Here is a 17,385-nt window from a genome sequence, read left to right as displayed (position 1 = left end):
TTATGCTTATTGCTTTTGATTCGAGAAATTTTCGCCTGTTCTACATAGGTCAGGCAATTTCTCTGATTGGTACGTCGATGACACAAGTGGCTACTAGTTGGCTGGTATATCGCCTGACGGATTCCGCTTGGTTGCTTGGTTTGGTAGGCTTTGCCAGCCAAATTCCCACACTTATTTTAATTCCTCTAGGTGGTATTGTCGCCGATCGCTGGAACCGTCAGCAAATTCTCCTAGTTGCCCAAATTTTAGGAATGCTTCGGTCTTTGGCTTTAGGGTGGCTGGCTTTGAGCGGTAGTATTAACGTTTGGCAAATTACATTTCTGGGTGTGCTGCTAGGGACAATCAATGCCTTTGATATTCCGACTCGCCAAGCTTTTGTACCAGAAACGGTGGGTAAGGAAAATCTCGGTAATGCCTTCGCTCTCTACTCATCCCTTGTTAGTGTTACTACTATGATTGGGCCGGCGATCGCAGGTATATTGATTGGAGTGCTGGGAGCAGGACTTTGTTTTGTCATCGATAGCATTAGTTACATTGCTGTAATTATTGCTCTGTTGGCGATTCGGCTTGCTCCTAAAAAAGCGATGGTTTCCAAACGCAAACCTTTAGAAGAATTAAAAGCTAGTTTCAAGTATGCGATCGGATTTTTGCCAATCCGAACGGTGTTGATTGGTTCATTTTTAGTTTGCTTTGTTTGGGGATTTTACTTGGCGTTGGGGCCTATTTTTGCTCAGGAAACTTTACAAGGCGGATCTAATACCTTCGGCTTTTTAATGACAGCTTCTAGTTTGGGAACCTTGGTCGGTGGTATCTACTTAAGTAAGCAAAAAAATGTATCTGAATTGGGGAAAGTCTTGGCATTCGGAATAGGCTTTATGGGGTTGAGCCTGATTATTTTTGCCTTATCTCGTGTGTTATGGCTTTCGTTGCTTTCACTGTTGGCGGCTGGTTTCGGATTTATTTTGCAGATAATTACCGGACGCACTTTGCTGCAATTGTTAGTAACTGATGAAAATCGCGGGCAAATCACAGGACTTTACGTCATGACATCAACAGGCGCAGTACCCATAGGCAATCTCATTGGCGGCGCACTGGCAAGTTACATCGGTGCTGCCAATAGTGTCATTCTGGCTGCTAGTGTTTGTGTTGTCGGTTCATTTTTGTTTATGCAACAAGTCTCCAGCTTCCGTGATTTGGTTCGCCAAAAAGTTCATAATTAGTGATATAACCAAAAACTGGTAACAACAATGACCACAGTAAACGATCCTGGCATTGTAGATGAAGTGACTGATTTATATCTTCAATATGAGGAAGCACTTTCTAATAACAATTTAGAAGTAATGGATAAATTGTTTTGGGATACTCCCGAAGTAGTGCGGTTTGGGGTAACAGAAAATCTCTATGGTAGCGACGAAATTCGTAACTTTCGCGCCTCTCGACCAAATCCAAAAATAGAGCGAGAAATTTCAAATCTTAAAGTTGTCACATTTGGAAAAGATACAGCAACCGTCACTTTAGAGTTTCGCCGCCTTATCAATGGTGTAGAGCGTTTCGGGCGACAAAGCCAGACTTGGTATAGATTTACGAACGGATGGAAAATAGTTTCAGCACACGTTTCTTTGTTACCTGTGTAAATTTTAATATTATGACAACTATTACTGAAATCGCCTCCGATATCTATCGCATCTCAACCTATGATTCAAACGCAGACCTACAATTTATCCAGTTCTTAGTCAAGGACGAAGAACCATTATTATTTCATACGGGACTCAAGGCGATGTTTCCACTAGTACGTGATGCAGTGGAAAAGATTCTTGAGCCATCAAAAATTCGCTGGATTAGTTTTAGTCATTTTGAAGCAGATGAATGTGGTTCTCTCAATGAGTGGCTGGCGATTGCGCCAAATGCTCAGACAGTTTGTAGTCCTTTAGCAACGTTTGTGAACATAGATGATTTTGCAATTCGTCCATCTAAAAGTATGCAAAACGCTGAAGTTTTAAACACTGGTAAATATAGCTTTCAGTTTTACCACACACCACAAGTTCCTCACGGTTGGGATGCAGGATTATTCTTTGAAACTACCAATAAAACACTATTTTGTTCAGATCTGTTTCACCAATTTGGAGATTTAGAGCCAATAACTGAGTCTGATGTGATTGAGCGATCGCGTCAAACAATAGCTAATTATGAAGCAAGTCCCTTTCCTAATTACATACCATACACAACACATACGGATCGCATTCTCAAAGAGTTAGCTGCACTCCAACCGCGTACCCTAGCAACAATGCACGGAACGACATTTGTTGGAGATGGCGAAAGTGCATTGCAGGATTTAGCTGTGATGCTACGCGAAGTTTTGGTGAAGGAGTAATGATGAGTTATAGTGCGATCGCTTCTATTCCACCATTAGTACAGCAGACTCAAGTGCTGGCTGCACAACTCGGATTTTCTGAATCCTCGCTTCCAGAAGTTGGCCGTTTGTTGCAAGTCCTCACCAACCACATCACACAGGGTCAAATTGCTGAAATTGGTACTGGCTGTGGATTTGGCGCTGCTTGGATTGTGAGTGCATTACACCCAGATAGTACATTTATTACCATAGAGAGCGATGGCGATCGTGCCACACTTGTGCAACAGTTATTTGCACATAAGCCTAATGTACGGGTACTTCAAGGCGATTGGCACGATTTACTTTCCTATGCTCCTTTTGATTTATTATTTGCTGATGGCGGAAACGCGAAAGTTGTTGAACCTCAGATATTAATAAATGCCTTAAAGCTTGGAGGCCTAATTATACTGGATGACCTGACACCAGAAGAATACTGGCCACCAGAGTGGCAAGAACGCACAGATCGAGTACGGGAATTTTGGTTAAAAGATCCTCATATTATTGCTACGGAAATTCGAGTTACCGCTAGACATGCAGTGATTCTAGCAACCCGCATTTCTTGAATTACAAACAAAAATTACCTTTGGTAAAAACTGGTTGAGCAGTAACAAAGTCTAACTATTAACTAACATTGATTAATTATTTTTGGCGCTCAAAAAAATTGGTAACATACAACTTATTTAGTGAATTTACTTTCTAAATAACCTTGAAGAATGGATAAAATATTATGAATACCACAGTTTCATTTGACCGAGTTTCTGATATTTACGATGCAACACGAGGACTACCAACTGGAGTTTCTGAACAAGTTACTGACACTATTTTGAATATAGTTTCAGCCACAGAAGAAACTAAGTTTTTTGAAACTGGAATTGGTACAGGTAGAATTGCTATTCCAATAGCCAAAAGAGGTTATTCTTACAGCGGTGTAGATATCTCAGAAAAGATGCTGGCTGAGTTGCACCAAAAACTAGAAGGAGTATCTCATAAATTAACAGCAATCAAGGGTGATGCAACTTCTCTACCATTTGCTGACAACTCTTTTGATGTGGCGTTGACAGTTCACGTATTTCACTTGGTTTCTGCTTGGAAGCAAGCACTAGCAGAAATTCGCCGCGTCCTTAAACCGGGAGGAATTTATCTTTACACTCACGGTAATATGAATTACAGCAAAGTTAGTGAGGATGTGAATCAGGGTAGGTTTGATTTTCAGCAACGTTGGCAAGATATCATTGCTGGCTATGGTTACCCTTTACCCCGCTATGGTGCAACAGAAGAAGAGGTTTTAGCACAGTTGCGCGAACAAGGAGCAAATTTAGAAACAGTTGTTGCAGCCAAATGGCAATCTGAACTAACTGTGGGCAAATTGATTGATGCTCATAAAAACAAAATTTATCGCCATACTTGGCACATCCCTGATGATATTTTTGCCCGCGCAATTCAAGATTTGCAAGAGTGGTCTTTGCAACACTACGGCTCTTTAGACTACGATTTGTCTGGTGAAAGTAAGTTCAAAATTGTTGTAGTAACTAACTGGGCATAGGGGATGGGAAGTGTTGAGTGTTGAGCCTTCGGCTTACCTCGATTTCGCTCAGCACAAGTCAGTACAAGTCGCTTAGGGTCTAGGCTCTTGACTGTTGATTCAAGTGTCTCCATCTTCCTCATCCTCCCGCAACTCCTCATATTATGTCTGCCTACTCATCGATCAAAAAACTCTCCGCGTCTTCCTTAGGAGAAGTTCTGATGCGGCGGGCAGCGCCCCTGGCTTAAGCAAGCTACAGACTTCTCTTTGCGTCACTCCCAACTATGGGTCTTTAACCGGATACGATATGAGACTGCGATCATTCGTGAATTCCACAGACTTCACCCACCCAGCCTCCCTAAGAGGAGCTACAGTTTACACACATCTCTCTCAAAAACCAAAATCGTTCTAGATCCTTCATTATCCTCCTTAAAAAGGAGGACTTTGAGAGTTTTTTGCCCCTCTTTTTAAGGGGGGTTGGGGGGATCAAAAGCCTGTGGCGCAACTCTAGAAGACTTGTGTGTACACCGTAGCTTTCAAGGAGACGGGCTGGGGGTGAGGTCAAAATCCTATACATCGAATTCACATTGTATTAAACTAATTACTCAATATTTGTCTTGTAAATCACTATTTTTTGTTAAAACTTTTTTGTTGAAAATATCAAAAGGTATAACAAAGATAGAATCTAGTTCCACCTTTTGACTTATGAACTGAAGACAAAAGTTCCTTATATTCAAGTGAAGGTGATCATCACCTTATCAAGTAAGTGAGGTAATTAATTATGTCAAACCAAATCAGTACATTGGATTTACTTGTGGAGTTAACCACAGAAGAACAGCAGCTTTTATCTGGGGGACAACAAGATCCTAGTCAACCTCCTATAAAGGATGGAAATGGTGACGGAAATGATGGAACAGGGCAAAACAATCGGATAAATCGAATAAATAGACTATCTATTCCATTCCAATTTTCCAAATCGTAAGTAAGTAAACCAAATTAAACTAAAGACTCCTCCCGTTGTAGGTAAGGAAAATTTTTCTATTCCTTTATAGAGAAGGGAGTTAGTCTGTTTTATGTTTTTTGAGGTTGGCTTACTTCTACTGCTAATAGTAGACGGTAGAAGTACGTTTTCAGTTTGGAAATACTTGTCATCAAGTTTTGGTTCTAGGTAATAGTAGTAGATCATCTTAGCCTTCTTCTGTCAGATCGGGAGAACCAAATTTCTGAAAGCCTTTTGAAGCTTTGTGTTTCACCATTTGGCTGAAAATTTTAATTCATATTAGAAAATAAAGCCTCAAACTTTGGTTCCATCAAAGCTCCAGAGTCTGTATTCGTTTGTTGTTTTCCGAAAGTGATAGAAGCGTTCCAGAAAAGCGATGTCTGACGACAAACTTATGCGGCGTCTACGCATTTCTAATGAATGTAAAGAAACAGAAATGTTTCTTGCAAGAGGGTTAGACTCAAAAAACTCACAAAACCTAGAGCAGCTACAAAAAGATAAGAAGATTTACTTAGCTCATTCAAAAGCAACCAAGTTTTGAAAAATTTGAGTTAATCTCTTCTGTCTTTTGGGAAATTTAATACATTCCTACCAAAGGAGCGCTCAAAATGATTACGAACTTTTGTTATGTTGAGGAACTTTCTCCTAGTCAAACTGAAACTATTTCGGGAGGCTTCCCAGCAAAAATTGGAAATGCAAACTACGATTTTAACCTTACTGACACAGTGTCACCGGAAGATGATTGGACTGTTACCTTTGTAAGAGGAAAAAATAGAGGAAGAGGTCGCGATGTCTTTACCTATTCAGCGCGATATGTATAACTATTCAGCCACAATTTAACAATTCCCCATCGCCAGCAATCCCCTATTGTCTGCGGCGATGAACACATGCATCAAAACCACAGGCTTCTTCAAAGAAGTTAGTGCAGAGATCAGTTGTTAAAGGAAAAGGCGATCGCAATTGCGATCGCCTTTTTGTTTGAGTCAAGGGATGTCTATAATCGGCTTCCAATCTCTAACAAATAAATCAGCGCCTCGACTAAAGCCTGATTTTGTTCATCAGTCCCAACAGTGATGCGTAATTTATCCTCTAATCCTGGCTGCTTAAAGTAGCGGATTAAAATTCCTTGTTCCTTGAGTTTTTGATAAAGATATTCGGCGTTTTCTGCTGGAGGTTGTGTCAGTAAAAAGTTAGTTTGGGATTCCCAAATCCGAAAGCCTAATTTTTTCAAGTCTATTGCTAGCTTAGTCCGCGATGCTTTAATTTTTGCCACACAGGCATTTTTATAAGCTTGGTCAGTAATTGCAGCAGTGCCAATTGCACAGGCGATCGCATCAATGTTATAGCTATCTTTGACTTTAAACAATCCATGCAACAGCTTCGGATTGGCTACCCCAAATCCTAATCGTAATCCAGCTAACGAGTAGCCTTTAGAAAGTGTCCGAATTACGATGACATTTTCATATTCTTTTACCAAAGCCAACGCATTCTCTTCAGTAAAATCTACATAAGCTTCATCAATTACTAAAACTCCAGATAACTGGCTGGCTAGTTTTCGCAAGTCATCCATTGCCACCACATGCCCCGATGGACTATTCGGCGAGGCAATGAATGTTACAGACCCATTGACAGCAATCAATTCTTCTAGCGGTAAACTGTAATCTTCACCGTAGGATATCTCAGTAATATCTGCATCTTGTATTTGACATAATGTGCGATATAGCACATAAGTTGGCATTGGATAGACTACCTTGCGTCCGGGTTCTGCACAGGCTCGAATTACTACGCTTAACAATTCGTCGCTGCCATTTCCCACAATTATCCAATCACTAGGAACTCCTAATACTTTACTAGCAGCTTGGCGAAATTCCTCTCCAAAAGGTTCTGGATACCGTCGCAACCATTCTGCATCAATGTTGTGCAGTACAGCTAATGCCGCAGGGGAGGGAGGATAGGGGTTCTCATTACTGTTGAGTTTAATAATCTGCGTCCCACGTTGAGGCTGCTCACCAGGAACATAGCTAGCCATTGCATCAACATTGGAACGAAAATACTTGGTCATGCTAATTCATAATTTTGAATTCATAATTCATAATTTACAATTTCTACTGGGTTCCAAGTTGATTAATTCACACTTCCTATCTCAAACTTTTTGCAAAATCTAAAATCTAAAATTCAAAATTGCTTGGCTGACAATATCCCGGTTAACTTTTATATAGCCTGGTTCAATGTGGGTAAAGTGGGAACTCAATTGTTGATGAGCTGTAGGTAAAGCGTGAAACGGAATTGATGGGTATAAATGATGTTCTGCATGAAATGGCATATTCCACATCAAAAATCGTACAGGAAACAGCGTCAACGTTGTACGAGTATTCGTCAACAGATTGGCATCAAGAGTACAACCTGTGTGTTCTGCCAGCAGAATAAAACGTAGAATTGGTTGACCCACAAGCAACGGTAGTAGCCAATAGAGGAAAAACCAAGGCTGATCTGCTGCAATAGAGATAGCGATCGCCCCTGCATAAACAGCTAATTGCCAGCGAGTGGAACGAATAACTTCAGCTCGTGCTGTTTGTGGCACAAATGGGCAATCGTCAAGTTGACCAAAAGCAGCCCGAAAATGTCCACGGATCTTGCCTAACCACCAAGGTAAACCAGTAATTATCAATAAGTATTTACCTAAGTTGCTTGGTTTGGGATCGGTTAGTTCTGGATCTTTGTCAGGAACGCGAGTATAGCGGTGATGCCAGTTGTGGTAATACAGAAAAAATGTGCTGTTGTAAAATGAAAGCAAACCTGCACACCAAGCAACAATATCATTCAATCGATTGTTAGCAAAAGCTGTTCTGTGAACGCATTCATGCATGGGTGCGAACATAGAAGCTATACAAAAGCCGTAGATTACCAGTGCTGGTATTCCTAACAACCAATTGCCAAAATTCATTGCCCACACATAACCACTAACTCCCATAACGGCTAAATGTCCAGCCAATTGAACCAGCCCCTTCCAGTTGTAGCGGGGATTCAAAACACTTAATTCTTGCATACCAAGAATTTGGCGGGGCTTGTGTTGCTGATCAACTTGATTTTCTAATAATTCAGTTTCAATAATTGCATCGCTCGACATGATTAAAACTCCACATAGTAAAGGTGTAAATATTAAACACAAAATACAGTTAATTCTTCTCAACCCTAACTGAGCAACGAGCGCTGAGTCAATACATAGCAGAATCGGCAATTTACAATTGTTGGGTTACCCTGTGGGAACCAAGCTACATTTCTCAACCCAACCTATATTTCAGTCTAATTTTTGATTTCCAAATAGCCCTTAGTCCCAACGCACCAAAAATCTCGAATGCTGCTCTACCCTAAAAAAAGTAAGCTAGATTCACCCCAGCACAACTAAACAAACCAACACAATTATTGTATTACTATGCAGGAAGTCACCCTTTGATCAAGCTAACAAACATCAATTTTACATATTGAATTTGGAGTAAATCCTTATCGAGTGGGCATCTTGACCGCCAATGTCATGTAAATTGAATATCAAATAGCTGATGTACGCTCCTTAATCTAACATCCATTTCTCGATCGAACTCATGCAAATAAATTAACCCATTTGTAGGAGGTAATGGTTAGGCGATCGCTGTATTTTAGGTAGTATCAGAACCAAACAAGATGGTTTGATAATACGTAAAATTCACACTATAAATGTTTGAATTATGTTCAGTCTCAAATTCATCCGTTGTATACAATTAAAAGTGCTAGTTTTTTCAGCAACCTTTTTGCTGGCTGCTGAAACTTCTGCCAAAGCTCAACAAACTATTCCTACTCTGACTCCAAGGCAAACTCAAAATTTATCTCGTGACTTAGTTCAATCTAGCTCTCAAGACTTTTTTAGACAAGGAAATAATGCTTTAGAAAGAGAAATTCAACTTCTCAGAGACAGACAAGTGTCTTCAAATAAACCTATTCTGAAGATTGATTGGACACAGATCCAAAAAAGACTATCTACTCAGGAAAAACCCTGAAATTGTAATATAAAGCATTTAATTACACAAGTAGATAGGGTGCATTAACGAAGCTCAACTCAGGCATTGCTGCTTTTACTAACAACATATCTACGCAGTAACTATGAAAAAAAGAGCGATCGGCGGAAGCTGATTTATCAGTATTTATGTAAAATTATATACAGCAAAGATGAAGTAAAGTTAAAGAAGCAATAGTACTCATAAACCATTACTTCTTGCCTCCTTGCCTTATTTTTTTCAGTACATCCTGACTATTCAAATTTTAAACAAATCCATTAGAAAATATAGCTACTTGGCATTTAGGATTTTCCGTTACCTTCCCCAAGAGCAACAGTACGAATAATGCTCCTGTGGAGATTTCCCAATCTAAGAATTTTATAAATCTAATAGACATAACAAAGTATAGTTTGTATAGTCAGACTTGTAATGAAATTTTAGTTTTAGATTGGAGACTTAAAACATGTCTACTGATACTCACACTGTTGTTTACGTTGAAGAAAGCGAGTTTGATGTTGTTTTAAATGGAAGTGAAGAGCAAGTTGTTGTTGTTGACTTTACTGCTACTTGGTGTGGCCCCTGTCGGCTGATTAGTCCATTAATGGATCAACTTGCCGAGGAATACAAAGGTCGTGTTAAGGTCGTTAAAGTAGACATTGACAGTAACAAACCACTCTTCAAAAAATTTGGTCTTCGCAGTATTCCAGCGGTTTTAATTTTTAAAGATGGTGTTTTAGCAGAGACTATCGTGGGAGTTTCTCCTTACGAACAGTTTACCAATGCTGTTGACAAGCTTCTTTAACTAATTCGTAATTCGTAATTCGTAATTCGTAATTCCAAAGGATTTGATGGCTCTGATAGTCATCAATTTACTATAAATTATGAATTATGAATTATAAAGATTTAAATGTTTTATTTGCGTCTATAATTTATTTGAATTAATCCACTTGGATATTGTTTTGAGTTAATAAAATCTAATTTTTCTTCAGGGGTAGGTGGTGGTAAAAGGCGTATACCTTCACCTAAAATAATTGGAATAATCGAAATAATATATTCGTCAATTAAGCTGTGCTTAAGAAAAGAATTTATTAAGGCTCCACCACCAACTAACCAGATATTTTTAAAGCCTTCTGTCTCTATATTTTCTAATGCGCGATTCACTGGGTCAGAGACAAATACAACATCCTGGCGATCGCATTTGAGATTCCTTTGGGTGAAAACAAAAGATTTCTTATCTGGATAGGGCCATTGGTCAAAACTCAGCCCTAACTCATATGTCTTGCTACCCAAAACAATAGCATCAATCGATTCGTAGAAAGCAGCGTAACCATAGTCTTCTTCTTGAGTCTCAACTATTGATAACCAATCAATTCCTCCATTGCTACGAGCAATATAGCCATCCAAACTAGTTGCAATATAGAGTGTAACTTTCATAATTAGTCATTGGGTATGGGGCATTGGGCATGGGAAAAGAGGAGGCAGGAGGCAGAAATTCTTTAATTTTGAATTTTGAATTAATTTGTCTCCCTCATCTCCCCCCACTCACTTTTACGCTGTCTGCTGCACCCAATTGCAGGGCATAAAGGTTCGCATAGACACCTTGCTGATTGATGAGTTCTATGTGAGTACCCTGCTCTACAATTTGCCCTTGTTGAATCACTAACACTTTATCTGCCTGAGTAACTGTACTGAGGCGGTGGGCAATAACGAAACTTGTACGACCTTGGAGCAAGCGGGCGATCGCACTTTGCACTAACGCTTCTGTACGGGTATCGATGCTGCTGGTCGCTTCATCGAGGATGAGAATTCGGGGATTAATTAATACCGCACGAGCAATACTAATCAGTTGTCGTTGTCCCTGACTCAGGGGAGCGCCTTTTTCACCCAATTGAGTTGTATAGCCCTGTGGTAGTGAGGTAATAAATTCATGAACATTCGCTGCTTGTGCAGCTCCTTCGATGTCAGCTTGGGTAGCATAGGGACAGCCAAAGGCAATATTTTCAGCAACAGTACCGCTGAACAAAATATTATCTTGTAGGACGATACCAATCTGACGCCGTAGACTCGCTTGGGTAACACTACGTACATCAATATCATCAATTTTGACTGCACCTCCAGACACATCGTAGAAGCGCAAAATCAAGTTAATAATTGTACTTTTTCCCGAACCTGTCGCCCCTACTAACGCAATCATCTGCCCTGGGTAAGCGTGCAAATTTACCCCTTTGAGAACGAGTTGGTCTGGATTATAGCCAAACTTAACATTCTCAAATCTTACCTCGCCCTGAATTGGTGGCATTTCCTGAGCATCAGGCGCATCTTTGAGTTGTGAGGGTTCATCCAATAACAGAAAGATTCGTTCTAATCCAGCGAATGCAGATTGAGCTTGGGTGTAAAACTGGCTGAGAATTTGGATGGGGCGGAAGAACTGCTGCACATAAAGTAAAAACGATGTTACTACACCCACAGTTGCACCTCCCGTTACCGCCAGATAACCACCATAAGCCAGCACACCTGCGGTTGCTAATGTGTTGAGAAAATCGATGGACGGTAAAAAGGCCGAAGTAATTGCCACAGCCTGGACGTTAGCATCTCGGTTGGCGGCATTGAGAACCTCGAATTCTGCAATGTTGAGGTGTACGCGATTAAATGCCTGTGCTTCTCGCACACTACCAATATCTTCTTCCAACTTAGCGGAAAGTTCGCCAATGGTTTGGCGCGTCACACGAAATCTAGCTCTTGCCCAACGTGCAAACAAGCCTGTAGTAAAAATCATCAATGGTACTACTAGGTTGCTCAACAAGCCCAGTTGCAGGTTAATTGAGAGCATGGCGATCACAATGCCGATTAAACTGAAAGTATTACCCAGCATTTGGGCAATGGTTAGTCCAAATGCCTGATTCACGGTGTTGACATCATTCAGCAAGCGACTCATTAAATCGCCTGCTTCGCTGCGGTCAAAAAAGCTCAGGGGTAAACTTTGGATTTTAATGAAAATGTCTTGCCTGAGTTGAGCCAACAATCGCTGCATAATCCAGCCGACTCGAATAATTTGGCCCCGGATTGCTAAGATACCAACTCCGTAATTCAGCGCTAGTAGCCCCAATAACAGCAATAGTCCCTGCAAATTTCCTTTAGCAATGAGGTTATCAATCGACCATCCGAGAAAAAATGGCCCAATTGCCTGGGTAACTGCACCAATGAAAACCAATCCGATCGCAATGGGAATTTCTTTACGATAGGGTTTTAGGTATTGCAAAAAACGCCTTAAGGTGGAGGTTTGTTTACTAGCTTGTTCCTCGGATACAACAACGGCAGCTGTAGTTCTCATTTGTTCTCCTTTTGCTGTACCTGAGATTCCAAAATTACACCATAAAGCGGGCTAGTTTGCATCAATTCTTCGTGAGTACCTTGTGCGACTAATCGCCCTTTGTCCATAACAAAAATGCGATCGGCATTCTTGACAGTGCTGATGCGTTGAGCCACTACAAAGGTTGTACAAGCTTTTTGACGCATGAAACCATCTAACTCAGCTTGAATTTGGGCAGCAGTTCTGGCATCTACAGCAGAGGTACTATCGTCCAAAATCAAAATACTGTAATCAGTGAGTAAGGTACGGGCGATCGCAATTCGTTGTTTTTGCCCGCCAGACAACCCCACACCACGTTCCCCAACAATCGTTTCGTAGCCATCGGGCAAACTGATGATGAAATCGTGTATTTGTGCGCTTTTTGCCACCTCAATCACTTCTTCTAGGGTTGCATTGGGTTTTGCATAGGAAATATTTTCGCGGATTGTGCCAGAGAAAAGTGTGGTTTCCTGGAAGACAATACCGATACGAGATCTGAGGCTTTTGAGGTTGAAACTTCTAACATCCCGTCCGTCAATGCGAATCGCTCCCTTTGTGACATCATAAAACCGGGCAATCAAGTTCATAATTGTGCTTTTTCCGGAACCAGTCATTCCTAGAACAGCGATTAGTTCATTGGGCTTGGTTTCAAAGGAAACTTCTTTGAGAGTTTCGGCACTTGCTCCCGGATAGCGAAAGGAAACATTTTCAAAAGTGATTCTACCACCGCAGGTGTCAAAGGGGATAGCATCAGGGCGATCGCGAATTTCTATCTCTGCGTCTACCACTTCGTAAACTCGTTCTGCTGAAGCAGCTGATTGAGCGATCGCTGGTGCAGCAAATCCAATTACCAAAATTGGTTGTAAAATCAAGGCTAGGTAGGAGTTAAAGGCGACTAGTTCACCAATGGAAAATCTATTTTCAACTACCTCCGCTCCGCCATAGGCGAAAACTGCCAGCGTTACCAAATTACTTAACAAAAAGATAAACGGAAAGGTATTACGAATAGCACTAATAGTCTTGATGTTTGCCTTAACTAGGTTATCATTCAAGGTCGTGTAACGCGACCTTTCAGTGGACTCCCGCACAAAGGCTTTTACTACTCTTATTCCGATTAAATTCTCTTGTAATACAGCGTTCAGGTCGCTTAGTTGCTCTTGTACTTGGCGAAAAAGCCTGTTATTGCCAGTCACAAATCGTGCCATTAACCATCCGGTTAAAGGTACTACTGTTAGAGTAATCAGTGCCAATTTCCAGTTCATGACCAGCAAAATCACTGCAATACTCACCAATGTTACAAGTCCACCAATGACCTGAATCAAGCTAGTACCAACAAATGTACGAATTTGCTCAATGTCACTGGTAACGCGGGTTAACAGTTGCGAAGTCTGCGCTTGATCGTGATAGCTAAAACTGAGATTTTGAATTTTGCTGAAAATTTTGTTTCGTAGATCGTAAGCTACACCCTGAGATGCCGCTTCTGCTAAATAGCTTTGTCCAAAGTTAAATAAACCACGAGCGATCGCCGCGACTACCATCCAGCCTGCGCTAATTAGCACAACTTCTAAGTTTTTTTCGGTAATGCCGCGATCGATTCCCCAGCGAAATAGTTGCGGAGTAACGGCGTTAGCGATCGTTAGCAGCAATAGGCTTACCAAGGCTCCCAACGAAGTCCATCGGTAAGTACTCAAACTAACCAGCACACGCTGGATTGATTGCATTGACGAAGTTTCCCGGAGTTCTGGTTGTTGAACCAATGGAATTCACCCTGTGTTTTGGGAAAATTATCTCCTACTTTGATTCTAAAAAACCACTTACTCAAGTTGAGGATGAGGAATATTACAATACGTTTGTAACCTTAGCTATTCTTTGAGACTTGTAAATAAAATTCCGTCATAATTGCTCTGGATTAATTCCCCGCTCTTTTAGTAGAGTATGTAGAGCTTCTAACTGGGCTTCGGCTTGTTCGGCTCGCTGGCGTTGTTGTTCGGCTCGTTCTCTTTCTTGCTGTAGTTGTCGATCTAGTTCCAAATGGGTAAGAAAGCGATCGCCATCAGGACGATAAATTTGTAGTTCTTCCTCGCCCAACTCAAAACGCACCCCCAATCTAGGACTCACCCAACCAGCCATTTGGTCAATAACTTCTAATCGTGAGTTACGACGCTGCCAACCTGTCAAGTCAACCACATCAGGTTCGTACAAATAATATTCTTCCACACCGTAGCGCTCATAAAACTCGAATTTCTTCGCCATTTGAGAAATTCGATTTCCAGGCGACCAAATTTCAAATACTACCTGCGGGGCAATGTTGTCTTCAAGCCACTGTTTATAAGAACCTCGGTATCCTTTTGGTCTGCCAAATACTACCATTACATCCGGAGCTTGGCGAAGCTTATTATCATCTTCCACTGAATACCACAACAAATCCCCAGCGACAAACACATTTGGATCATTGGCGAACAGCAGTTCTAAATTATTTTTAATCCAGACAATTAATTCAAACTGCTTGGTGTTGTCTGCCATTGGCTGTCCATCGCTATCAGGGTAGATAATGCTTTTTGGGGTGGAAGATGGTAGCTGTGTAACCATTGCGATGATTTTCAGGTGATTGTTAGAGGTGGGGGAAAGGCGATCGCTTTTCCCCCACTGTTCTTATTTCACATCGTAGTTTAATTAAAATCGACTATTTGGTAAGTGTACTCTGGTTAGGTATTATTCACAGACACCTGTGTACGTCAAAAATTTACTTGGTGCTACATCAAGACGACCCCAGAGTGTTTCTTGGGGTCGAGAACGTCTATGTGAATCAAATGCTTCTCCACTTGGAAAACCACAAAAACTTCCATTCCCTGCGGAGAAGTAAACAGTACCTCCATTCTCAAAATATCCAGTTGGCATTACACAAGCACCAGTGTAGGCACCAAAATTGTTTGGATCTTGCCGTCCTAAATTTGGCACTGAAATTACTTTTTGATAGAAACTTAAATGTGTCTCACTGACAAAACCGCAGTGTGTATTTCCGTCTGAGTAGAAAACTGTCGCCCCATTATCAAAATAACCAACAGGAGAGTTTTTGGAAGAATTTAGAATTGAGTTGACCCAAGCCATGTAACGGTGCTGCATATTTTGAGCAGCTCTAAACGCTGTCCATCCGCCATCACTCCATACAGCACCGAAAGTAGAAGTTGCCCATGTGTAGCAAGTTGCAACCGAAATACCACCACTAAAAAAAGTAGTCACAGGAGATTCTCCAGCAGCTTTTTCACAAGCGGCTCTAGTAGCAGCATAAAAGTTTCGACTACACTCATCAAAACTACTGCCTATTGTATAGAAACATTTATCATGTTCATAGCAGGCTGGCCGGAAATTAGCTTCATAAGAACCAAATTGAAATTTATCATGAAGTCCAGGTTCTTCCCAAGGCAAAGAACACCCATCAGGTCGCTGTGCATAAGGATAGTAAGCTTTTGGAAAATCGCTATTGTAGGGTAGCTTGTAGGAATTGTAGCTACCATAGTCATCATCTGCATAGCCATCCCAATGAGCATCGGCAACAAGGCTTACTAATAAGAGGATTGATAAAACAGAAGCTATAAACAAGGATAAAAACTTGAATATTCTTTTCATGTTCTTTTGTAAGTGCTGAATTTGTTATGCAATAAATATATTATTTTTAATGAACTCAAGCGAGAAAATCCAGCATCTTTACGATAAAACAATTTTGCGAGAGGTTTATTTAAAGCACAATCCTCATACTCAAATCCAACCACTTCGACTGAGTAATCGGCGCACTCGTAGAAATATAATCGATACCCGTCTCTGCAACACCACGAATCGTCTCTAAAGTCACATTTCCCGAAGCTTCAATTTTCACCCGCTTATCCTGCTGACGAATCAATTGCACCGCCTCACGCATCATATCCAAACGCATATTGTCCAACATAATAATGTCGGCTTGATGCTGCAAAGCTTCTTTCACCTGTTCTAAACTTTCCGTCTCTACTTCTATTGTCAATGGATAAGGAATTTGAGAACGAACCCGGCTAATAGCTTCCCCAATTCCCCCAGCCGCCGCAATGTGATTATCCTTAATCATTACCGCATCATCCAACCCCATACGGTGATTAATCGCCCCACCCACAGCAGTCGCATACTTTTCCAACAGTCTCAGCCCTGGTGTAGTTTTGCGCGTATCCACCAACCGAGCAGGTAAATCAACAATTTTCTCTACATATATATTAGTCAGCGTGGCAATTCCACTCAACCGCATAGCCAAATTCAGCGCTACCCGTTCCCCCATCAGCAACGCATCCAGCGAACCATGAATTTCAGCTACTAACTGTCCTGGCTCACATCTTGCGCCTTCAGCCGTCACAGCCGTAAAACTCACATTTTCATTCAAAATTTGAAACACTCTAGCTGCAACTGGTAACCCAGCAATTATTCCGGGAGCTTTCGCTATCCACTTGGCTGTTCCTCGTGTGGCATCTTCTATAAGAAGGGTGTTTGTAGTGCGATCGCCCCGTCCAATATCCTCCAGCAACCAACCGCGCAACAGCGGATCTAAAACTAGCAAGGGCGGCAAAACACCAAAATTTCTCACAACTTTATTCCTTCTTTAGAGCCTTCAGGAATACTATACCCTAAAACCCTTACCATCTAAGGCTTACAGCGGCGTCAAAAAAAAAGGGCAAAAAAAGTTGTAAAAGTGGTTGACACTCTTAGAGAGGTTCGTTATATTGAATAAGTGCCTGACAGAGCGAAGCGAAGCGACGCCGACAGGACACCGAACCATGAAAATATTATAGTTTGAAAGCCATTATACAACAAGTGGCCTGCGTCAAGTAAATAAAATAACCAAGCTGAGGTTAAAAAAGAGCAGCTAAAAGAGCTACAAACGATTCATTCAAAACGGAGAGTTTGATCCTGGCTCAGGATGAACGCTGGCGGTATGCTTAACACATGCAAGTCGAACGGTGTCTTCGGACACAGTGGCGGACGGGTGAGTAACGCGTGAGAATCTAGCTTCAGGTCAGGGACAACCACTGGAAACGGTGGCTAATACCGGATGTGCCGAAAGGTGAAAGGCTTGCTGCC

At 41.2% G+C, this 17,385-nt stretch carries 17 protein-coding genes and 1 rRNA gene; 9 read left to right on the top strand and 9 right to left on the bottom strand.

Annotation, left to right across the window (positions count from 1 at the left end):
• Positions 1 to 2 precede the first annotated feature (2 nt).
• From H6H03_RS19080 to H6H03_RS19055, 6 genes are all read left to right on the top strand, one after another.
• Positions 3 to 1,220, top strand: a complete 1,218-nt coding sequence (locus H6H03_RS19080) for an MFS transporter (protein ID WP_190956668.1) — start codon at positions 3 to 5, stop codon at positions 1,218 to 1,220.
• A gap of 27 nt (positions 1,221 to 1,247) precedes the next feature.
• A complete protein-coding gene (gene hpxZ / locus H6H03_RS19075) occupies positions 1,248 to 1,634 on the top strand; it encodes an oxalurate catabolism protein HpxZ (RefSeq protein ID WP_190956667.1) in 387 nt (128 codons plus the stop codon).
• Between the two features lie 11 nt (positions 1,635 to 1,645).
• Complete coding sequence (locus H6H03_RS19070; protein ID WP_190956666.1) at positions 1,646 to 2,371, top strand: MBL fold metallo-hydrolase; 726 nt, start codon at positions 1,646 to 1,648, stop codon at positions 2,369 to 2,371.
• Positions 2,371 to 2,952, top strand: coding sequence for an O-methyltransferase (locus H6H03_RS19065; RefSeq protein WP_190956665.1), 582 nt, complete (start codon positions 2,371 to 2,373; stop codon positions 2,950 to 2,952). The genes H6H03_RS19070 and H6H03_RS19065 overlap by 1 nt, the downstream gene beginning before the upstream one ends.
• Before the next feature lie 164 nt (positions 2,953 to 3,116).
• On the top strand, positions 3,117 to 3,932 hold the full coding sequence (locus H6H03_RS19060; RefSeq protein WP_190956664.1) for a class I SAM-dependent methyltransferase: 816 nt from the start codon (positions 3,117 to 3,119) through the stop codon (positions 3,930 to 3,932).
• Positions 3,933 to 4,692: 760 nt separating this feature from the next.
• Positions 4,693 to 4,893 carry a hypothetical protein gene (locus H6H03_RS19055; RefSeq protein ID WP_190956663.1) on the top strand — a complete coding sequence of 67 codons (201 nt, stop codon included), beginning with the start codon at positions 4,693 to 4,695 and terminating at the stop codon, positions 4,891 to 4,893.
• 882 nt (positions 4,894 to 5,775) lie between these two features.
• On the opposite strand, the gene H6H03_RS41365 is transcribed toward H6H03_RS19055, so the two are convergent.
• The 3 genes from H6H03_RS41365 to H6H03_RS19045 all read right to left on the bottom strand — a co-directional run bounded on the left by H6H03_RS41365 (position 5,776) and on the right by H6H03_RS19045 (position 8,038).
• Positions 5,776 to 5,898 (bottom strand): hypothetical protein, encoded by a 123-nt coding sequence (locus H6H03_RS41365; protein WP_277926168.1) that lies wholly within the window; start codon positions 5,896 to 5,898, stop codon positions 5,776 to 5,778.
• A 7-nt stretch (positions 5,899 to 5,905) separates the two neighbouring features.
• The gene (gene hisC, locus H6H03_RS19050) at positions 5,906 to 6,973 is read right to left on the bottom strand and encodes a histidinol-phosphate transaminase (protein WP_190956662.1); all 1,068 of its coding nucleotides are present in this window, start codon (positions 6,971 to 6,973) and stop codon (positions 5,906 to 5,908) included.
• 99 nt (positions 6,974 to 7,072) lie between these two features.
• Positions 7,073 to 8,038 (bottom strand): fatty acid desaturase, encoded by a 966-nt coding sequence (locus tag H6H03_RS19045; RefSeq protein WP_190956661.1) that lies wholly within the window; start codon positions 8,036 to 8,038, stop codon positions 7,073 to 7,075.
• Positions 8,039 to 8,672: 634 nt separating this feature from the next.
• Here H6H03_RS19045 and H6H03_RS19040 point away from each other — a divergent pair.
• The gene (locus H6H03_RS19040; protein WP_313931880.1) at positions 8,673 to 8,942 is read left to right on the top strand and encodes a hypothetical protein; all 270 of its coding nucleotides are present in this window, start codon (positions 8,673 to 8,675) and stop codon (positions 8,940 to 8,942) included.
• Between the two features lie 460 nt (positions 8,943 to 9,402).
• Positions 9,403 to 9,741 carry a thioredoxin gene (gene trxA, locus H6H03_RS19035; RefSeq protein ID WP_190956659.1) on the top strand — a complete coding sequence of 113 codons (339 nt, stop codon included), beginning with the start codon at positions 9,403 to 9,405 and terminating at the stop codon, positions 9,739 to 9,741.
• Positions 9,742 to 9,851: 110 nt separating this feature from the next.
• Here the strand turns inward: trxA and H6H03_RS19030 are convergent, their stop codons facing one another.
• The 6 genes from H6H03_RS19030 to nadC form a co-directional block, all read right to left on the bottom strand.
• Positions 9,852 to 10,373: a dihydrofolate reductase family protein gene (locus H6H03_RS19030; protein ID WP_199338990.1), complete on the bottom strand. Its 522-nt coding sequence runs from the start codon at positions 10,371 to 10,373 to the stop codon at positions 9,852 to 9,854.
• A gap of 94 nt (positions 10,374 to 10,467) precedes the next feature.
• The gene (locus H6H03_RS19025; protein ID WP_190956658.1) at positions 10,468 to 12,270 is read right to left on the bottom strand and encodes an ABC transporter ATP-binding protein; all 1,803 of its coding nucleotides are present in this window, start codon (positions 12,268 to 12,270) and stop codon (positions 10,468 to 10,470) included.
• Positions 12,267 to 14,009 (bottom strand): ABC transporter ATP-binding protein, encoded by a 1,743-nt coding sequence (locus tag H6H03_RS19020; protein ID WP_190956657.1) that lies wholly within the window; start codon positions 14,007 to 14,009, stop codon positions 12,267 to 12,269. The genes H6H03_RS19025 and H6H03_RS19020 overlap by 4 nt, the downstream gene beginning before the upstream one ends.
• A gap of 172 nt (positions 14,010 to 14,181) precedes the next feature.
• Positions 14,182 to 14,877 (bottom strand): Uma2 family endonuclease, encoded by a 696-nt coding sequence (locus tag H6H03_RS19015; protein ID WP_190956656.1) that lies wholly within the window; start codon positions 14,875 to 14,877, stop codon positions 14,182 to 14,184.
• 123 nt (positions 14,878 to 15,000) lie between these two features.
• Positions 15,001 to 15,915, bottom strand: a complete 915-nt coding sequence (locus tag H6H03_RS19010) for a hypothetical protein (protein WP_190956655.1) — start codon at positions 15,913 to 15,915, stop codon at positions 15,001 to 15,003.
• Between the two features lie 109 nt (positions 15,916 to 16,024).
• Positions 16,025 to 16,891, bottom strand: coding sequence for a carboxylating nicotinate-nucleotide diphosphorylase (gene nadC / locus H6H03_RS19005; protein ID WP_190956654.1), 867 nt, complete (start codon positions 16,889 to 16,891; stop codon positions 16,025 to 16,027).
• Between the two features lie 305 nt (positions 16,892 to 17,196).
• On the opposite strand from nadC, the gene H6H03_RS19000 reads away from it, so the two are divergent.
• A 16S ribosomal RNA gene (locus H6H03_RS19000) occupies positions 17,197 to 17,385 on the top strand; the annotation flags it as partial.

It is taken from the genome of Nostoc paludosum FACHB-159 (assembly GCF_014698835.1).
Classification (GTDB): Bacteria; Cyanobacteriota; Cyanobacteriia; order Cyanobacteriales; family Nostocaceae; genus Nostoc; species Nostoc paludosum.
Note: the sequence above shows the minus strand (reverse complement) of the source record. Positions and strands in the feature narration are given on the sequence as shown.